This window comes from Mesotoga sp. H07.pep.5.3 (genome assembly GCF_002752615.1).
GTDB classification, from domain to species: domain Bacteria; phylum Thermotogota; class Thermotogae; order Petrotogales; family Kosmotogaceae; genus Mesotoga; species Mesotoga prima.
Window position 1 is genome coordinate 549,948 of record NZ_AYTV01000012.1, and the last position, 18,393, is coordinate 568,340.

Here is an 18,393-nt window from a genome sequence, read left to right on the forward strand (position 1 = left end):
AAAAGGCGGGGATTCCCCGCCTTTTGTTTTAATTGCCTGTTATTTGAAGACAGCATAAAGAATAACAAGCGGGCTTATCAAAGAGGCAACGAGTGAGATAACCGTTATTAGCGTGTTAAGCGAGGGCCCGGCGGTGTCTTTGAAGGGATCTCCCACGGTGTCACCAATGACAGCCGCTTTGTGTGCATCGGAACCCTTCCCACCGAAGGCCCCATCCTCGATAAATTTCTTTGAGTTGTCCCACATTCCTCCACTGTTAGACATCAAGAGCGCGTTGAACAGTCCGGAGAGGATCGCACCACCCAGGAAACCGCCAAGGGCATGTATTCCACCTATGAATGCCACAAGGAGGGTAATCCCAATCGCTATTAGACTTGGAAGCATTAGCTCCTTCAGAGCTCCGGTTGTTGCTATCTCTACGCATCGAGCATAGTCCGGTTTGGCCGTTCCTTCGCTCAACCCTTTGATCTCTTTGAACTGTCGCCTGATCTCGGCTATCATTCGAAAAGCGTTTTTGCTAACCCCAAGCATGATCATTGCGGAAAAGAGTGCAGGAACGCAAATACCAATCAACAACCCGAGCATCACTAGAGGGTTCATTAGATCAAATGTTATGGTAAAGCCAGTAATTGCTGCAACTCGTTCTTGATAAGTTGCCAGCAGAGCAATAACTGTGAGTCCCGCCGCGCCAATCGCAAAGCCTTTTGTAATTGCCTTCGATGTGTTACCCGCGGCATCTAGTTTGTCCGTCATTGATATGACCTCCTCGCTGAGTCCCGACTGCTCGGAGATCCCCTTGGCATTGTCGACAATAGGCCCGTATGCATCACTAGAAATTACCATTCCTACAATTGCCAACATGGAAACAGCGCTTATCGCAATTCCAAATACGCCGCAAAGCGCAAAGGCAACTCCCGAAGCGACTCCGATTCCCGCAAGCGATGGTAGAAGACTCATTAATCCGTAAGAATAGCCGGTGAGAATGGTTATTGCTGCTCCCGACTGAGAAGCTTGTGCAGTCTTTTTAACGAAACGCCTATCAATAGAAGTGAAGTAGTCGGTAGTAAACCCTATGACAGTACCGGCTACGAGTCCCGCCATTGCAGCACCCCAGTACTTTAGATCGTATGACATAATTAAGGAGATTACTAGGGTGGTCAAAGCAAAAACAGCCGATGTTATGTAGGTACCAAAGTCCAGTGCACGTCCGGGATTCTTCTCCCTTCTAACTCGAACACTGAAGATTCCAACCACCGAAGAGACGATCCCCACCGAAGCGAGAATCAGAGGTAGTACGACCATCTTCACACCCAGGGTTTGTCCCAGAACCATTGCAGCCACTATACTTGCAACATAAGAATCAAATAGATCAGCCCCCATACCAGCGACATCGCCCACATTGTCACCAACGTTGTCCGCAATAACAGCTGGGTTTCTTGGATCATCTTCAGGGATTCCTATTTCCACTTTACCAACTAGGTCGGCGCTAATATCAGCAGTCTTGGTGAAAATACCACCACCGGCCTTTGCAAACAGTGAAAGAATGCTAGCTCCGAAACTGAAACTAAGTAGTATCTCTGGCTTCAAAGTGATAGCGTAAATCAAGCTCACACCGGCAAGTGCTAACCCGACGACGAGAAGGCCCATTACGGAACCACCACGAAAAGCTATTAAAAAGGCCTTACTAAGACCTTCTTTATCTGCTGCCGTAGCAGTTCGAACATTAGCTTTGAGAGCTACTTTCATTCCCAGCAAGCCGGCGATAGCAGAAGAAATCGCCCCAACTATGAAAGCTATCGCTGATGAAAGCCCCAAGAAAATCGCGAGAAGGGCACATATGGCTATCGAAAAGAACATAAGAATTGTGTACTCCTTCCTTAGAAAAGCATTGGCTCCTTCACGTATTGCTTCGCCGATTTCTCTGAGACGATCACTACCAACAGGGTGCTTACTGACCCATTTGAAGAGATAGATACCAAGTAATACTGAAAGGAGTGAAATAACAGCAGCAGAAATTGCAGAGATCATTTCCATACTTGCAAACGCCTCCTCATGGACGAACTACAGTAGGTAATATATCAAAGTGATTCTAGCACTGCAGAGCGAGTAAAGATCATTAAGCTTCAAGAAAGACTTGATTTCACAGTCTCTTTGGGTAATAGTTAAATCGCTCCCAATAGCAATGAATACAGTTAGAATTTGCCTCCAATTATTTTTTTGGTAACGGATCTCTAGGGTCGAGTTCCGTTGTTAATAATTGGTTTGCTGAATGCTCTATTTGAAGCCGTTATTGCATACCTTGAGTCTATTGTATCTGGAAGGGCAAAAGATGTCACGGTCAGCAAAAATACCACTGAATATGGGCCATAAGGTATATGCATACTGCATAAAGACTAATATGTGTGAGAAGCCAAATCCATGGAAAGCAACATATCTCATTGTTTACATGTTCCAAGTACTCCGCGCCAAAACTGCGGAAGTCACCGAGTTGAAAACGTGAATTCCTTCGACTGATCACCAAACTACTGTAGGTTCTTTCTTTAAGTATCAGAAATTTAATTTTTGTTAGGAGAGGCTCTCTCGAATGAAATCCCTGAACTTGTCGGCACTACCACGGGGTCTAAGTTCTAGATTTTCTCGCACCGTTTCGTAAAGCCCGAACTTCATCGAATAACCTTCCTTCCATTCGAAATTATCCATTAAAGACCAGTAGATGTACCCAAACACTCGGGCACCCTTATCCATTGCGTTTCTAAGGCTCTTTAGGGCTGTTTCTATGTATTCCCATCTTCTCTTGTCTGTACCGTCGGCTATACCATTTTCTGTGATCATGATCGGTAATTCATACCTGTTGTAGGCCTTCAGTACTACGTCTTCAATTCCCTGCGGAAAGAATTCGTAACCCATCTCTGTCTTTTCAAATTCATCTCCGACAACGATCTCGGGAAGCGGTTTTGCATATTTAGCAAACATTCGGGTGTAGTAATTTATTCCGAGGTAATCTAGCTTTGAGGATATCCCCGATACTGCTTCTCCGGTTCCGAGAGGTCTAATCATCTTCCCATTCTTCAGGCTGTCCAGAAAGCTGTAGTTGTAAACCCTGTCAAGATACTTTGACACAATTCTGTCTCCAGGGTGGAACGTTCTCAGAGGAAAGAAAGGCATCATGTTTACTGCCACGCCCACCATAGAGAGGGGATTGGACTCTTTTATGACATCGTACGCCTCACTATGAGCGTAAAGTAGATTTGCAAGAACCCTCATCGCTCTCCCCATGTCTTTGATTTCCGGGGGCCATTCTCCCATGAGGTATGACATTACCGCATAAACATTCGGCTCGTTTATTGTCACCCAGTAATGAATATTCTCACCCATAGATGAGACGATTCTCGAGACGAAACGGCGAAAGTAAGGTAGATTTTCTCTGTCCTCCCAACCCCCAATTTCAGAGAACCACTGGGGAAGCACGAAATGATTGAGAGTGAGAATGGGCTGTACTCCGTTTTCAATTAGCATCGTTACGAAATCTTTATATCTTTCTATTACACTGTCTTCAAATCTGTTGACTTTGGGTTCGATTCTCGCCCACTCAACTGAAAACCTGTACGCATTCACACCCAAAGGCTTTATAGCTTCCAAATCTCTTTCGAGATGCTCCCAACTCCCACAAGCGACATCGGATGTGTCTCCATTTTTCACCTTACCTTGATGTTCCCATGCGTACCAATCAGAAAATACATTGGCCCCTTCTATTTGATGACCGGCCGTTGCAACACCCCACATGAAGCCGTCTGGAAACGAAAGCATATCGGAAACCTCCTAAGTATGTTTTGTGTACACTCATATACAATTATAATCATGAAGGTGGGCAAAGTAAAAACTACTGGAAAGATGAGGTTGGTCGCATGAAGATTTCTATTGTAGGCAATGTGAACATAGACCTAAGCGCATTTATAAGCGAAAGCGGGAATAATGAAGAAAACAGGATCAGCGAGATGAGCTTTGCCATCGGAGGAAGCGCCTCGAACACATCAATAATGTTAAGCAGGCTAAGGAAGAGCATCTATCTGCAAGGTGCGGTTGGGAGCGACTTGTTTGGAGAGATGGCGCTTGAATTGCTGAAAAGAGAAGGCCTCAACACCGATTATCTTTTAAAGCTGAATGGAAAGACGGGCTTCTGTTTTTCAGCGATCTCTGAAGATGGACAAAGGCATCTCTTCACGTATAGGGGAGTTAACGAAAAAGCGTACCCGATTGAAGATGGGTTTGACTTCTACCACTTTGGAGGTGTAACTCCCGATCAGATTGAAAGGTTTATAGATAAAACTGGCGAAGTAAGGTTTTCATACAACCCTGGAGGCATAGTCACTTTTGAGAAGACAACTGGAGTTGCGGCTATTGCAGCAAGGTGTGAAGTGCTGTTCGTTAATGAGAGCGAGTGGAATCATCTTGAACATTCGCTCACCGGAGAGCCAAAGGAAATTGTCGTAACTCAAGGAGCGAGAGGATCGAAAATCAAGAACGGCCCAGAAGAAGCTGCTTTTCCGGCGAAGGTAATTGATACAACGGGCGCCGGAGACTCTTTCATTGCAGGATTCTTGCACGCATATCTTTCAGGAAAAGATCCGGTACAGTGCTTGAAACTGGGAAATCTACTTGCATCTATGGTAGTATCAAGGCCGGGAGCAAGTCCTGCTTTCACCTACAATGAAGTAAGTGATCTCGCAAATATGTATCACGTATACTTGCATTAGTTGTATATAGTTTAATAAATATACTATACTGAATATGATGAAAGTAACTGTGTATATATGTGCATAGATTATGTATGGATTTGTGTTGTTCTATAATAGTTTATACAAAATATTTTGTGTATATAAAGCTTAGGTCAAACATGAACGCTTTCGTGATAGTATATTTGTAGAGGTGATTTAATGCCAGCACAAATTGCATCGGTTGATGTTGTAAGAATACTTGGTAAGCTGAGTGACGATGGAGGGGAGCAATCAAGTAGAAATAGATTCATACGCGAGTATCTTTCAAAGTACACTTCTCCCGAATCCATCATCAGTGACATCGAGGGCCTACTTGAGGCCTATCCTACATTTGATGGCGATTCTGAGAGTCTCGGAAGAGCTTACGCCGATCTTGTTAATAGACTTGCCGAGCTATCGGGTTTCTCCGTTGACTATGTGAAGTACTCCGGAAGAGAGAAGATAACGGGAATCTGGAAGGTGGGTGAGGCTAGTCAGATCAAAGTCGCGGCGATTATTTGTACTGATTTCGAAGAGGCCAAGGGAGTTGCGAGGAACGCTCTCCTAATTCTTCCCGAAGCGATTGATCTCGGGAGACCGTTTGTTACAGTTGGACGTCTAGGTATGTTGTTTTCAATGATCGAGCAAATCGAGCTTCCGGTTAGTTCAGTAGCGTCGATACTTGTTACAGATGATAACTACGACAAAAGAATATCATCATTTATGGAGTTAATGCTATTAGCTTTCAAAAAGGAGCTGGCAAGAAAACCCCAGATATCGCTTCAAAAAGAGTGGTCTAAAGAAGAACTTGAAGAATTCATTATGGAAAGACTTAAGCTGCCCACCATAGGGATGCTGTTTTCCTTACTCGATTCGCCCATGTTGAGTGAAGACTTGGTAGATAGAATAAACAGTTTCCTGGAGGAAAACGAGAGCGAACTGGTGAAAGGGCCTATGGCACTAGGTGCAATAATGGGTGCTCTTTCGAAACACTACTCCGGGATCAAAGAAGAGCTTGTATTGCGCGAGGGAAAGAGATATCGACTGGCCGACAAATACAGACCTTTAATATCCGAAATTAAAGCACGCTTTGAAAGCGGTGTTCAGGCACGCGCGCGTTAAACGGCTCATATTGCTTGTTTCTTCTGGCAAGAATATAAATAGATACGAAAGTGAAGAAAAATTCAACACAGGGCATTTTAAGAGGTATCGCGCTGTAACCCCTATTGAATGGAGCTTACACGCGTAGCATTGAAGAAAGCCATGTGCTATAATACGAAATATGAGTCATAATGACTATTATGACTCATATTTATGATAATCTGGGGGTTGAAAATGGACTTTTCCGAAGCAGTTGAGAGATTCAAAGAGAACATGGAATTTGTGAGAAATATGTCTTCCAACACAGTTGCCGCTTATCTTTCCGATCTCCATCATTTCGAGCTCTTTCTTAATGAGCGTGGAATTGACTACAAGTCGGTGAAGAGAAAAGACATCGAGCTGTTCGTTAAAGAGTATTCTCAGGGGAAGTATTCGAAGAAGAGACCTTCTGCAACTACCGTGGCCAGAAATCTTTCGACGATCCGATCATTCTACACGTTTCTCTACATAAGTGGAACGGTAGGCAAGGTTCCCACGGAGCTGATCAAGAATCCGAAGACACGGCGTAGAATCCCTGATTACATAACGCATGATGAGGTCATGGAGATCCTTTCTTCCTTCAGAAGTACCAACCTGGGCAAAAGAAACAAGGCTATAGTTGCAGTAATGTACTTCTGTGGATTGAGGGTAAGCGAAGTGTGCAAATTGAGGCTCGGGGATCTCAGAATGGGCAATTCGCCGGCGGTGAGGATCATGAGCGGAAAGGGGAACAGAGATAGAGAAGTACCGATGAACGACCAGGTTCTCTCCATTATGAAGGAGTATCTCCAAATAAGAAGAGAGTTTCCCGTGAGTGAGTATGAAGACCACGTCTTTATAGGAACACGGGGAGAGCCAATGGCAAGAAACGTAATTCCAAAAGTACTAAATACACAAGTAAAATATGTATATCCAGAAAAACGAGTACATCCACATTTATTTCGACATAGTTTTGCTACACAACTTCTACAAAAAGGTGCAAGTATAAAGATTGTACAAGAATTGCTGGGACATGCAAATCTTAGCACTACTAGTATATATTTGCATATTACAGATAAAGAGAAGAGAGCAGCTGTACAATTGCTATCGGACTGATTTGCAAGTGAATATTGTGGAGTTGTTGTATGATAGATATTCACAATCACACTACGTATTCCGACGGAAGGAATACCGTGGAAGAGGTAATACAATCGGCAATGAAGGAAGGTCTTCAGATAGTCGGAATCTCCGATCACTTTGATCCATATGTCGCTCAAGAGGTCTGTCTTCAGCCCGAAGAAGTAAGCGTGTATCTAAAAGAGATAAGAACTTTAAGCGAAAAGTATCCAATAAAGGTTCTTGCCGGGCTTGAGCTTGGCCTGCAATCGGAAGGAATTCTCTGGCCCGGTGAAGAAATGGACTATTACATCTACTCTGTTCACACCGTTCCAGGGAGACCCGATCTCAAGACCCTTGAAAACCCTTGGGATATATACCTTCAAGAGGCTATCAGTGCGGTAGATCTCATTGACAGACCTGGCTTTTTTGGTCACCTTGATTTTCTGCGAAGGCATATCCCGAAAGCAAAGCCTCCCAAACCTGGGCAGCTTATGGATACGCTTCTGATGAAGCTTGTATCGAATCACGTTGGACTCGAGTTGAACACCTCTGGCTGGATGTACGGAATTGGGGACCCTTCTCCCCAGCCATGGGTAATAGAGAGATATATAGACCTGGGGGGCCGCTTTGTTACGGTAGGTTCAGACTCGCACAGGGCCTCACAGATCGGAAATTTCACTGTGAAAGCGCTTTCTTTGCTTAGGCAAATGGGGATTAAAGAAGTGTTTTATTGTGAGAATGGTAGTTATATTCCCGTTCCGATAATGGAGGCAAAATGAGTGAAAAGAGGTTCGAAGGTTTTTCCGGCGAGACACTTTCATTTTTGATAGATCTCGGGATTAACAACAACCGATCATGGATGGAAAGAAACAGGGATCGATACCGTATAGAACTGTTGGAGCCATTCAGAGCTCTTGTAAAGCAGCTAGGCCCTTCCATGGAGAGAATCGATCCATTTATAGACGTTAGACCACAGGTGGGAAAGACTATTAGCAGGATCAGCAGAGATGCGAGACGTAACAAGGGAAAACCACCATACCGAACTAATATGTGGTTCACTTTCAGAGTTCCAGGACCCGACTGGAAAGACTCTCCTGGGTTCTTTTTCGAGCTTTTTCCAGACTGGTACCGGTACGGAATGGGTTTCTATCTGCCTTCCCGGGCGACAATGGTTAAGCTTTCTGAAGAGATCGAGAAAAACCCTGTAAGGTTTGTTGAAAAGACAGAGGTTCTGAGAGATAGCGAATTTTCTGTCTTCGGTGAGAAATACAAGAGAAGGAGGAATAGGAAGGGAGTGTCTGACAGCCTTTCCGAATGGCTTCAGTATCGAGATTTCTACATCGCCTCTAATCACGAAATCGATGAGATTCTTCTATCCTCCAGACTTGTCGGTCACCTTGAGGCGGCCTTTTCCGCGCTATCGGAGCTTTACGAATACTTCTGGGAGTTGAAAATGAGAGATGCCTAAAGCTTAGAGTAGGGAGCATTATCTAAAGGTTCTCGCAAAGATGCTTCAAGATTCTCTTTGATGCAGTACCGTCTCCAAACGGATTTTTTGCGTTTGCCATTCGCCTGTATTCATCAGAATCTCTTAGAAGTTTGACTGTCTCATTGAAGACGAAATCTCTGTCTGTTCCAACGAGCTTCGCGGTTCCTGCCTTTATGGCTTCCGGTCTTTCCGTCGTTTTTCTTAGCACCAAAGTTGGTTTCCCCAGAGCTGGAGCCTCTTCCTGAATCCCGCCGGAGTCGGTCAGTATTATCCTCGCCTTTTCCATCAACGATACGAAAGGGAGATAATCGAGTGGATCCGTTAAGACGATTCTGTCATGTTTCTCCAGCTCAGGATAAACAACCTCTCTTACGGCGGGATTCAAGTGAACGGGAAATACAACTTTCATCTTCGGAAACTCTTTAAGTATGTCCTTTATTGCTTTCATGACCTGTCGCATCGGCTCGCCCCAGTTTTCTCTTCTATGCATGGTTACCAGTATGTACTCATCTTCCTCTACACCGAGTGCTTCTCTAAAACTCGAAGTGAGTACGGATCGATTCTCCGTTACCCAGAGCAAGGCATCAATCACGGTGTTGCCAGTTACCAGTAGTTTGTTTTCAGGAACTCCTTCTTTCAGAAGGTTGTTCTTCGCATTTTCAGTGGGGGGATAGTGGAATGATGAGATGACTCCGTTTAGCCTTCTGTTAATCTCTTCAGGAAAGGGGTCATATACGTTTTCGGTTCTGAGTCCTGCTTCAACGTGACCTACGGGAATCTTATGATAGAAGGAGACAAGTGCTCCTGCAAACGTAGAAGTTGTGTCGCCCTGAACCAGAGTCGCATCGAAGACGTTCTCTGAGTAAATCTCTTCGAGTTTGCTTATCAACCTTGAAGTAAGGCCTGCCAGTGACTGTCTCTCCTGCATTATGTTTAAGTCAAAATCCGCTTCTATGCCAAATAAGGATAAAACTTGATCGAGCATCTCTCTATGCTGTGCCGTTGCTATAACTACCGGTCTAATTGGTGAATTCTTCAGAGCAAGATACACAGGGGCCATCTTCACAGCTTCAGGTCTCGTCCCGAAAATTAGCGCTACCTTTTTCATCTTCTTCAGCCGTCTGGCCGTTCCCTCCTTCTTTCCATTCACAAAAGCCATGTTCAGTATATCACAGTTTCCCGACTCAACATCTTAGAGAGTATCGACGAGCACAAGCTGCTCACCGACACATTTCATGTATTATAATCTTGTCTGGAGGTCTCTATGACGGCAAGCACTGTGAGAAGCACCGCTATCTTTGCCATAGCAACTATGTTATCCAGATTAACGGGTCTCGCGAGAGACTCCCTCTTTGCAAACTACTTTGGTACTTCTGCTCAATATGATGCATATCTTGTGGCAATAATGATCCCCTTCTTCCTCAGAAAGATATTCGCAGACGGCGCCTTGACCATGGCATTTGTTCCGGTTTTCAACGAAAAGCTCAAGATTTCAAGAGAAAGGGCCTTTGTCTTTGCTTCTACTGTCATTGTCTTTGTAGTGATTGTTGCTGGATCGATTTCCGCCGGAGGGATGGTTTTTTCAGAGGGGGTAGCCTCAGTATTTGCCGGGGGTTTCGATAAGGATGCATTGGACCTGACATCGAGATTAATTCGAATCTCCTTTCCATTCATAGCGCTTGTTTCTCTATGGGCAGTTTACTGCGGAGTTCTCAACAGTCTCGATGCTTTCTTCATTGCGGCGGTTTCTCCAATGTTCATAAATCTCTCAACTATCGCAGGGATTCTGCTTTCAGAAAGGTTTTCGCCACCAATTGTCGGACCGACTATAGGTTTCCTGGCTGGCGGGGTAATCCAATTGGTTGTTGTAGCTCTGGCGGCCAAATCGAAGGGCTTTGTCTTCAAACCGGGATACAGCAAAAGTGATGTGAGGGAGTTCCTTATTCTTTTCCTTTTTTCGGCCGTATCTCCGGCTATAAACGAAATCAATTCCTTTGTAGATGTAAGAGTATCCACTGAACTGGGTCGAGGCGCAGTCTCTAGCCTGGGGTATGCTCAGAGGCTTTATCAACTTCCACTGGGCGTCTTCGCCGTTGCTGTCGCCACTGTAGCACTTCCAAGATTATCGAAACTCTCCGGTTCCGATGCGCGAGACCGTTTCAGGAAGGCTCTGTGGGACTCATTGACTGTGCTCGCCTTTCTTATCATACCTTCGACTCTGGGTCTTCTGGTCCTGGGTGAAGGAATAGTTCGGATTCTCTTTGAGAGGGGTTCTTTTACACCATCCGATACTGCGTTTACCACGTCTCTTCTTTACGGATATACTCTGGGATTGCCTTTCTATGGATCGTATGGGGTTTTATCAAGGGCTTACTATGCGAGAAAGAGTCCCAGAACTCCGACTATCATCTCCGCAATCATGGTAAGCGTCAATGTAGCACTAGATATTCTGCTTGGTTTTACAATTGGGCCGCTTGGCGTTGCATTGGCAACAAGTGTGGCCGGAATCGTTGGCACAGTTACCGTTTCGGTTGCACTGTTTAGGTGGAGCGGATACGACAGAGAAAAGATTATTGCTATTTTGAAGATAATACTTGCTTCGCTTGTCATGTCATGCGTCATGATTGTTGGGAGGACTTTATTTGGAACCGGATTCATTTCGACTTCGTTGACTCTTGTTGCAGGAATAATAGTGTACTTTCTTTCCGCGAGGATACTTCGTGTTGGGAATCTCTTCAGATTGAGAGATCTCTTGCGGAACAAAAGAAGCAGCTCTCAATAAATAGTCAACGCAACGGGTTTGTATTCCATCTTTTCACAGTAAAAGACCTCCTTGAACCCAATGCTCTTCAGCAGAAGTAATGCATCGGAAACGTGACTACCTACGTCCTCCCTTCTATGAGAATCTGAACCTATTGTCACAAACTTCCCTCCACATAGAAAGTACTTCTCCACAATCCAGCGTTGCGGTGAAGGTTCTTTGTAAGGATAACGCCAGCCCGATGTGTTTATCTCAATTCCGATACCGGCTCTTATGAGCTTCCTCAGTAATTCGCAAAGAAGTTCCTCGTTGTCAAGAGCTTTATGACCGGGAAGATATCTTCTGAGAAAATCGATGTGACCGAAAAAACCCGGTCTGTCGATACCGGAAATCGCCTCGATTGCCTCTTCCAGATAAAGCGTCCAAACGTCCCCGGAAGTCAGGTCTTTAATTCCGGGAATTCCGTGAACCGAGTAAATGAAGTAATCAAAGTCACCTTCAGGTAAGGTCTTTGCGCATGACTGAAGCCCGACTTCTAGACCCGCCAGAACCTTGATAACTGAATTCTCTTTCATGCGAGAAAGGCTCCTCAAATAGATTTCAGGATCTTTCATCCTATAGCTATCAGGGGAGGAATCGTCAAGATCATCATGGTCGGAGATTCCTATAACTTTCAGTCCTTTAAGAATTGCTTCCTCAACGATTTCCTCCACAGGTGTCTGACTGTCAGGGGAAAAGGAGCTGTGGTTATGCAGATCTACAGACACTTCTCAGTCACAGTCACATAGAACTTTTAGAAGCTCAGCTCGCAAAGTGCTTTCGATCCTTCCTCTAAAAGCAGCCAACGTTAAGGGTAGTTTTCCTGATAGCGTAACAGTAGAATCGGCAAACTTCACAGAACCTTCTGTCTTCATTCCGGCCGCCTTCAACCTGAATCTCAGGGAGTCGTCTTCCCAGGCCGAGTCAAGGGCGAACTTCCCTTCATATTCACTCTTCAGCTCTTCGATTTTCTTATTCAATCTCTTTATTGCCTCTTCAATTCCGAGTGTGTGCTCGATGATAACGGAAAGTTCTTTCAAATGAATCACCTCTCTCAATTGTATAGTAAAGAGGAAGCCGGTAGTATAAGCGGTCTCATGGTAAAATTTTGACGGAGGTTTAGAAATGAAAAAGATCTACTTAGTCATTGATACAGAAACAACTGGATCCAGTCCCCTTGAAGGGGATAGGATTCTTGAGATTGCAGCTATTCCGGTCTATGGAAACAAGATCTTGCACAATCTATCATTTCAGTCGCTCGTGAATCCGCTTGTAATGATTCCGGCGCAGATTACAGGCATTCACGGGCTGAAAAATGAGGATGTGTTAGATGAACCGACAATGGCAGAGGTCTTCCCAAGATTCCGAAATTACGTTGGAGGAGCCACGATTGTAGGTCATAACATCGTTAATGACATGACTTTTTTTGATATTGCATCGAAAGAAACCGGAATACTGCCCTTAGCAAATAACTACATTGACACTATTGACATAGCTCATGAAGTCTTTTCCGAAGGGCCTTATGGTCTTAAGAGCATTGCGAAGAGGTTGAGAATAAGAGATGTTCCGACTCACAGGGCGATGGACGATGCCAGGGTAACAGCAAAAGTCTTTCTGGCATTGGCAAGAAGACTCGGGGGCATATCTCAAATGGTCAAATACGAAAAGAAGTGGAGGGGTTAAGTTTGATAAAAGACTTTATACTCGATACCAATGTTCTTGTTCATGATCCATACTGTTTTGACAATTTTGAGGACAACAATCTAATCATTCCATTTCCCGTTCTTGAAGAGATAGACAAGCTGAAAAAAAACTCGGGATCTGTTGGCCAGAATGCTAGAAAAGTCAACAGGTTTCTCGATTCGTTGAGATCTAAGGGCAGACTGACCGAGGGTGTTAGGCTGGAGTCGGGCGGCACGCTGAGAATAGCAGTCTTCAATGAATTCAAGAGCCAGCTTCCGCCTTTTGCAGCAAGCGGGTACAAGGATAACGCTATCCTTCTATATATGAAAGAACTTGAACTCGTAGATAAACTTCCTGTGATACTTGTCAGTAAGGATATCAACATGCGAGTCAAAGCCGACATAATGGGGATGAAGGCTGAAGACTACCTTCACGATAAAGTTGAAATCGACGACAAGCTCTCAGGAGTTAACACGTTTGACGACTCAGCCCTTAGAGACAAGTTCATAGATAGGGACGAGCTTTCGGTGGATGAACTCTCCGATTCCGTTGGGGCAAATGAATTTGTTGACTTCGGAAAGGGAATATTCGGAAGGGTAACTCCCGACGGCGAAATGATAGTTCCTCTTGAAGTCACAATGGATACAAGCAACTGGGGGATAAAGCCCAGAAATTACGAACAGATGATGGCCATGGAACTGCTTTTGGACGATAGGGTGAGGGTCGTCTTTATACCAGGAATTGCCGGAACTGGTAAGACGCTGATTTCGCTTGCTTGTGGTCTGAGGAAGGTTGTAGATGAAAAGAAGTATGAGAGATTGCTTGTTGCAAGGCCTATTATCCCGATGGGACAGGATATAGGTTATCTTCCCGGCTCGATGGAGGAGAAGATAGATCCATGGATGACTCCAATTTACGACAATCTCTATTTGTTGTTCAGCAATCGCCATATGGACATGGACTCATTCTTGAAGAAGAGAGAACAATTGGAAGTTGAGGTCCTAAGTTATATTAGGGGGAGGTCAATACCTAACCAGTACTTCATAATTGATGAGGCTCAGAACCTTTCTCCGCATGAAATCAAGACGATTATAACGAGGGTGGGGGAGAATACCAAGATCGTCGTTATCGGTGATCCCTACCAGATAGATAATTCCTATCTCGATGCTTACAGCAATGGCTTGACATATGCGGCGTCAAGATTTAGGGACAAAGAACTCGCAGGCCACATCACTCTGATGAAAGGTGAGCGATCAGAACTTGCAAGTCTGGCCGCAGATTTGCTATGAGGTTTATGTATGGGTGAGATATTGGAATATGATCTCTTCGTAAAAATCAGGCCAGAGGACATTCATGTGCTTTGTTATATTGCCGAGGCAGAAGACAATCTGATGAACATCAGGCATGTTACTGACGAAGGACTACTTAAGATAATCGTCCCCGCCGATCTGCTGGAGGAAGTCAAGAGTTTTCTTCAAAGCATTAAGAACCGTATTGAACTGGAAGTGGTGGAGATTCGTGCGAATCCTGGACATACTTGATAACGCAGTACCGAACGAAAAGGCAGAAAACGTAAGAGAGATAGACTACGAGAGGCTCCGAAAACTCGGTTACAGTACGATTCTCTTCGATTATGACAACACAATTGCTGTATGGAGAGAACCTTTCGACATGAGGAACAAGCCCGTTATAGATAGCTTGATTTCATCTGGAATGAAGGTTGGAGTCGTTACTAACGGACCACAGTCGAGAGTCAAGAACCTGAAGGATCTCTTCGGAGAAGACCTGAAAGTGTATCACTCGATGAGGAAACCCGGGACAAAGGAGCTGAGGAAAGTTCTCAGCGAGATGAAATCGAGACCCGAAAAGACAGTAATAATTGGCGATCTTTTCTTCACGGATATAATTGCGGGAAATAGAATGGGTATGTACTCAATTCTGGTATCCCCTTTGGTGGATATCAGCCATAAATGGTATAAGAGACTTCTGGGGAAGGTCACAATTGCGGCCTATCTCGTTTTTTTCTTCACTGTTGGTTGGATATTCAGAACCGGAAGACTAGCAACGCCCCACCTTTTCGCAACGACCGTTATGGATATTGATTTTGATTCACTTAAAGATTCTGGTTATAGACTGATAATATTCGATTTTGACAACACCCTCGAAAAGTGGGGAGCTACCAGCGTTTCGAAGGAGAAACGATTGCTGATAAGCAGAGTAGAGCGGCTTGGCCTTGAAGTGGTTTTGATTTCAAACGGGAAATCAAATAGACTTGGAAAAATCGAAAGAGAACTTGGTAAGACAAAGGTTATTAGTCGGGCAAGAAAACCTTTTACATTCAAAGCAAAACGTGTATTGAAAGATTTCGGTATACCTCCATATAAGACGGTAATTGTTGGTGATCAGCTATTCACAGATATCATCATGGGGAACTTATTGGGTGCTTATACGGTTAAGGTAGAACCGATTTCCGACAGGGAGTTCTTCTGGACGAAGCTTGTGAGAAGAGTAGAGAGTCTCATATTGAGCAAGATGAGGAAGCATCCCGAAGTGGAGGCGTTGGATAGATGAAGTGTGGTGGTTGCGGTGCTGAGCTCCAGCATGATGACCCAGCCGGTTTAGGTTACATATCCAGATCGGTCATGGAATCCAGGCTTCAGTCGGGGAAACAAGTTCTGTGTCGTAGATGTTTTTTGATCAAACACTATGGTTCTCTTTCTGAAGACGATAGAGTCGTTCATTCAATCGACAACCTAAAAGAATACCTCGATCTTGCGCAAGATGTTATCTACGTCATTGATATTTCAGATTTCGACGGGACCTGTAGAAGAGATATCTTGAGACTCCTGAAGGAGCACACCGTTCACTACATACTGAACAAGATAGATCTTCTGCCTAGGGAGGTTAAAATCGACGAGATAAGAGACTGGGCGGCCAGTATGCTTAAAGTACCTAAGGAAACCGTTAGACCCGTTTCTGTGCTGAAAAATCATGGTCTTAAATCACTCTTCTCTTATTTGAAATCGGCTTCCGAGGAGTTTGTCTCCGTAGGAGTGACAAATGTTGGGAAATCCTCTATTCTTAATGGTCTTATACAGTCTGAAGAACTTACAGTGAGCCGATTCCCTGGAACGACTGTGAAGGTAGCTTCTAAGAAAGTCGGCGGCTCCGCATTCACCGTTTATGACACGCCCGGAATCTTCACAAAGGACAGGATAACAGACCTTCTGAGTGTAGAAGATCAAAGCAGATTCCTTCCACGCAAGAAGCTTAACAAATCGACGATTCAGTTTCACGATGTTCGTACAGTTTTTCTTGGTGGATTTGTTAGGTTAGATGTAAAAAATGAGAGCGATCCGGTCGGGATATTCCATGTCTTTGTTCCTGAAAGTGTAACAGTGCACGAGACCAATTCCGATACGGGAAACGAAGAGTGGGACAGATGGTATGGAGGAATCTTGAAACCTCCTTTTTCGGAGTCGATTCGAAGCAATTACAAATGGAAAAGCGAAAGATTCAGACTTAGAACCGGTCAAGAGCTTCATATATTCGGAATGGGATGGATAAATGTGGCAAAAGGTCCTCTGACGATCGCTGTAACTACCCCAGAGGGTGTTGCCACAAAAGTAAGAAAGGGACTTATTGGCGCGAAAAAATTCAAGAAGCAGAAATAACTGGAGGTGTTTTTGTGAAACTCAAGCAACCGGCAATCAAGACAGGCGTTTCAAACCGTCATCTTCATCTTAGTGCAGCAGATATCGAGAGTCTTTTCGGCAAGGGTCATGAGCTTACTCCAGTCAAGGATCTTGGACAACCTGGCCAGTTTGCATGTGATGAAAAAGTGATTCTCGTGGGTCCCAAAGGTGCGATCACAGGAGTAAGAGTTCTTGGACCTGCCAGAAAGGCAACTCAGATAGAGGTATCTAGAACGGATTCCTTTACTCTTGGCATAAAGCCACCAATTAAGGATTCCGGCGACCATACGGATACGCCCGGTCTCACGATTGTCGGTCCTAAAGGAACGGTAGTGCTGAATTCTGGAGTAATGCTGGCTAAGAGGCACATACACATGACGCCTGAGGACGCCGAAATCTTTGGTGTTAAGGACAAGGATATCGTTATGGTGTACGCTAAAGGTTCCGGAACGAGGAAAGTAGTATTCGACGATGTTCTAGTTAGAGTTCATTCCAGTTACGCTCTGGAGTTTCATGTAGATGTAGACGAAGCAAATGCGGCCATTCTCAACAACGACGATCCGGTATACATTGTTGAGGAGCTTTAAGTGATTTATCTGGGGACGAGCGGATACTCATTCCCCGACTGGGTGGGTACTGCTTATCCAGCGGAGATAAGCTCTTCTCAGATGCTGAGATACTATCACTCTGTTTGGAGATTCAACTCAGTTGAACTAAATTTTACTTATTATAGAATGCCAACATATAAGACAGTTACTGGAATGATTAGAAAGATACCTGGTGAGATGATCTTTGCAGTAAAAGCGCCGGGAAGAGTGACTCATGAGATATGGAAGAACGGTCTCAACGAGCTAGAAGAGATCTCGGATGAGTTCTATAATGCTCTTTTTCCAATGAAAGAAGAGGGAAGATTGGGCCCGTTGCTTTTTCAGTTTCCCTGGTCCTTCAAGAACAACAAAGAGAATATGTCTTACATTAAAGCAGTCGCAAAGACTTTCAGTTCAGATAAGAATTTGCTCGCTTTCGAATTCAGGCACGAAAGCTGGGCAGCTGAAGAGGTCTTCGAAACCATTGACAGATTGGGTGTGGTACCTGTAACCGTTGACGAACCTTCATTTGGTGGATTGTTTCCATATCTTCCGAGATCAGGTTCCAGGGGTGCTTATTTCAGGTTTCACGGGAGAAATCCCGATTGGTTCAACAGCAAGGGCAGTGAGAGGTACAACTACGATTACCCGAAAACTGATTTGAGACGTTTTGCACTCGATGTGCTAGAATTTCATAAGCATGATGTACCGGTCTATGTATTCTTTAATAATTGCTACATGGGAAGAGCAGTTCGCAACGCTCTTCTGATGAGAGACATCTTAGGAGGTGCCTGAATAAAGAATGACCTTTTCTGATTACATAAATGTGGTTCTCAGAATGATAGCTGAGGGAAACGAAACTCATGAGATCTATGAACAGCTTCAGAAACTTGGCTTGAGGGAAGTTGAGATCACCGAGGTCTATAATGCCGTTATTAGCATGATTACTTCCGGTTCTGAATCAACGGAAGTCATCTTGGACGGTTATTACGACCCAAGGAAAAGAGTCTTCCTTGATGAAGAGCTGAAAGCGATAATTAGCGTTCCAGGTCTGTATAAATCTCTTTTGTGGGGAGATATTTCCCCCGGTGATTTTGAGAGAACATTAAGCGATTTTTCTTCCTACAGTTGAAAAACCCGCCATTAG

Annotated in this window: 19 protein-coding genes; 14 read left to right on the forward strand and 5 right to left on the reverse strand. The window is 44.4% G+C overall.

Annotated elements, in window-relative coordinates; genetic code table 11:
- Positions 1–39 precede the first annotated feature (39 nt).
- Together V513_RS06340 and V513_RS06345 are read right to left on the reverse strand one after the other, a co-directional pair.
- A complete protein-coding gene (locus V513_RS06340; protein ID WP_099772064.1) occupies positions 40–2,034 on the reverse strand; it encodes a sodium-translocating pyrophosphatase in 1,995 nt (664 codons plus the stop codon).
- A 531-nt stretch (positions 2,035–2,565) separates the two neighbouring features.
- Complete coding sequence (locus tag V513_RS06345; RefSeq protein ID WP_099772065.1) at positions 2,566–3,807, reverse strand: glycoside hydrolase family 1 protein; 1,242 nt, start codon at positions 3,805–3,807, stop codon at positions 2,566–2,568.
- A gap of 98 nt (positions 3,808–3,905) precedes the next feature.
- Between V513_RS06345 and V513_RS06350 the strand changes: the two genes are divergently transcribed.
- From V513_RS06350 to V513_RS06370, 5 genes are all read left to right on the forward strand, one after another.
- The gene (locus V513_RS06350; protein ID WP_014730536.1) at positions 3,906–4,754 is read left to right on the forward strand and encodes a carbohydrate kinase family protein; all 849 of its coding nucleotides are present in this window, start codon (positions 3,906–3,908) and stop codon (positions 4,752–4,754) included.
- 180 nt (positions 4,755–4,934) lie between these two features.
- Positions 4,935–5,876, forward strand: a complete 942-nt coding sequence (locus V513_RS06355) for a hypothetical protein (RefSeq protein ID WP_099772066.1) — start codon at positions 4,935–4,937, stop codon at positions 5,874–5,876.
- 213 nt (positions 5,877–6,089) lie between these two features.
- Entirely contained in the window at positions 6,090–6,989 is a 900-nt protein-coding gene (locus tag V513_RS06360; RefSeq protein ID WP_099772067.1) for a tyrosine-type recombinase/integrase, read from the forward strand.
- A 29-nt stretch (positions 6,990–7,018) separates the two neighbouring features.
- Entirely contained in the window at positions 7,019–7,771 is a 753-nt protein-coding gene (locus V513_RS06365; protein ID WP_099772068.1) for a PHP domain-containing protein, read from the forward strand.
- The gene (locus tag V513_RS06370; RefSeq protein WP_099772069.1) at positions 7,768–8,460 is read left to right on the forward strand and encodes a DUF2461 domain-containing protein; all 693 of its coding nucleotides are present in this window, start codon (positions 7,768–7,770) and stop codon (positions 8,458–8,460) included. The genes V513_RS06365 and V513_RS06370 overlap by 4 nt, the downstream gene beginning before the upstream one ends.
- 22 nt (positions 8,461–8,482) lie before the next feature.
- On the opposite strand, the gene wecB is transcribed toward V513_RS06370, so the two are convergent.
- Positions 8,483–9,640 carry a non-hydrolyzing UDP-N-acetylglucosamine 2-epimerase gene (wecB, locus tag V513_RS06375; protein WP_099772070.1) on the reverse strand — a complete coding sequence of 386 codons (1,158 nt, stop codon included), beginning with the start codon at positions 9,638–9,640 and terminating at the stop codon, positions 8,483–8,485.
- Positions 9,641–9,745: 105 nt separating this feature from the next.
- On the opposite strand from wecB, the gene murJ reads away from it, so the two are divergent.
- The gene (murJ, locus tag V513_RS06380) at positions 9,746–11,263 is read left to right on the forward strand and encodes a murein biosynthesis integral membrane protein MurJ (RefSeq protein WP_099772071.1); all 1,518 of its coding nucleotides are present in this window, start codon (positions 9,746–9,748) and stop codon (positions 11,261–11,263) included.
- On the opposite strand, the gene V513_RS06385 is transcribed toward murJ, so the two are convergent.
- Together V513_RS06385 and V513_RS06390 are read right to left on the reverse strand one after the other, a co-directional pair.
- Positions 11,257–12,009 (reverse strand): histidinol-phosphatase HisJ family protein, encoded by a 753-nt coding sequence (locus V513_RS06385; RefSeq protein WP_099772072.1) that lies wholly within the window; start codon positions 12,007–12,009, stop codon positions 11,257–11,259. The genes murJ and V513_RS06385 overlap by 7 nt on opposite strands.
- Positions 12,010–12,012: 3 nt before the next feature.
- Entirely contained in the window at positions 12,013–12,321 is a 309-nt protein-coding gene (locus V513_RS06390) for a polyhydroxyalkanoic acid system family protein (protein WP_099772073.1), read from the reverse strand.
- Between the two features lie 85 nt (positions 12,322–12,406).
- Here V513_RS06390 and V513_RS06395 point away from each other — a divergent pair, with 85 nt between their 5' ends.
- The 8 genes from V513_RS06395 to V513_RS06430 are packed head-to-tail and all read left to right on the forward strand — an operon-like array spanning position 12,407 to position 18,378.
- Complete coding sequence (locus tag V513_RS06395) at positions 12,407–12,964, forward strand: 3'-5' exonuclease (protein ID WP_014730545.1); 558 nt, start codon at positions 12,407–12,409, stop codon at positions 12,962–12,964.
- A gap of 2 nt (positions 12,965–12,966) precedes the next feature.
- Complete coding sequence (locus tag V513_RS06400) at positions 12,967–14,253, forward strand: PhoH family protein (RefSeq protein WP_099772074.1); 1,287 nt, start codon at positions 12,967–12,969, stop codon at positions 14,251–14,253.
- Positions 14,254–14,262: 9 nt separating this feature from the next.
- Positions 14,263–14,505 (forward strand): DUF4911 domain-containing protein, encoded by a 243-nt coding sequence (locus V513_RS06405; protein ID WP_014730547.1) that lies wholly within the window; start codon positions 14,263–14,265, stop codon positions 14,503–14,505.
- Positions 14,483–15,535 carry a YqeG family HAD IIIA-type phosphatase gene (locus tag V513_RS06410; RefSeq protein WP_014730548.1) on the forward strand — a complete coding sequence of 351 codons (1,053 nt, stop codon included), beginning with the start codon at positions 14,483–14,485 and terminating at the stop codon, positions 15,533–15,535. Before V513_RS06405 ends, V513_RS06410 begins: the two co-directional genes overlap by 23 nt.
- Entirely contained in the window at positions 15,532–16,638 is a 1,107-nt protein-coding gene (locus V513_RS06415) for a GTPase (protein WP_099772075.1), read from the forward strand. The genes V513_RS06410 and V513_RS06415 overlap by 4 nt, the downstream gene beginning before the upstream one ends.
- A 14-nt stretch (positions 16,639–16,652) precedes the next feature.
- On the forward strand, positions 16,653–17,246 hold the full coding sequence (gene pduL / locus V513_RS06420; protein WP_014730550.1) for a phosphate propanoyltransferase: 594 nt from the start codon (positions 16,653–16,655) through the stop codon (positions 17,244–17,246).
- Positions 17,247–18,041 carry a DUF72 domain-containing protein gene (locus V513_RS06425; RefSeq protein ID WP_099772076.1) on the forward strand — a complete coding sequence of 265 codons (795 nt, stop codon included), beginning with the start codon at positions 17,247–17,249 and terminating at the stop codon, positions 18,039–18,041.
- Positions 18,042–18,048: 7 nt separating this feature from the next.
- Positions 18,049–18,378, forward strand: coding sequence for a hypothetical protein (locus V513_RS06430; RefSeq protein WP_014730552.1), 330 nt, complete (start codon positions 18,049–18,051; stop codon positions 18,376–18,378).
- Positions 18,379–18,393: the final 15 nt, after the last annotated feature.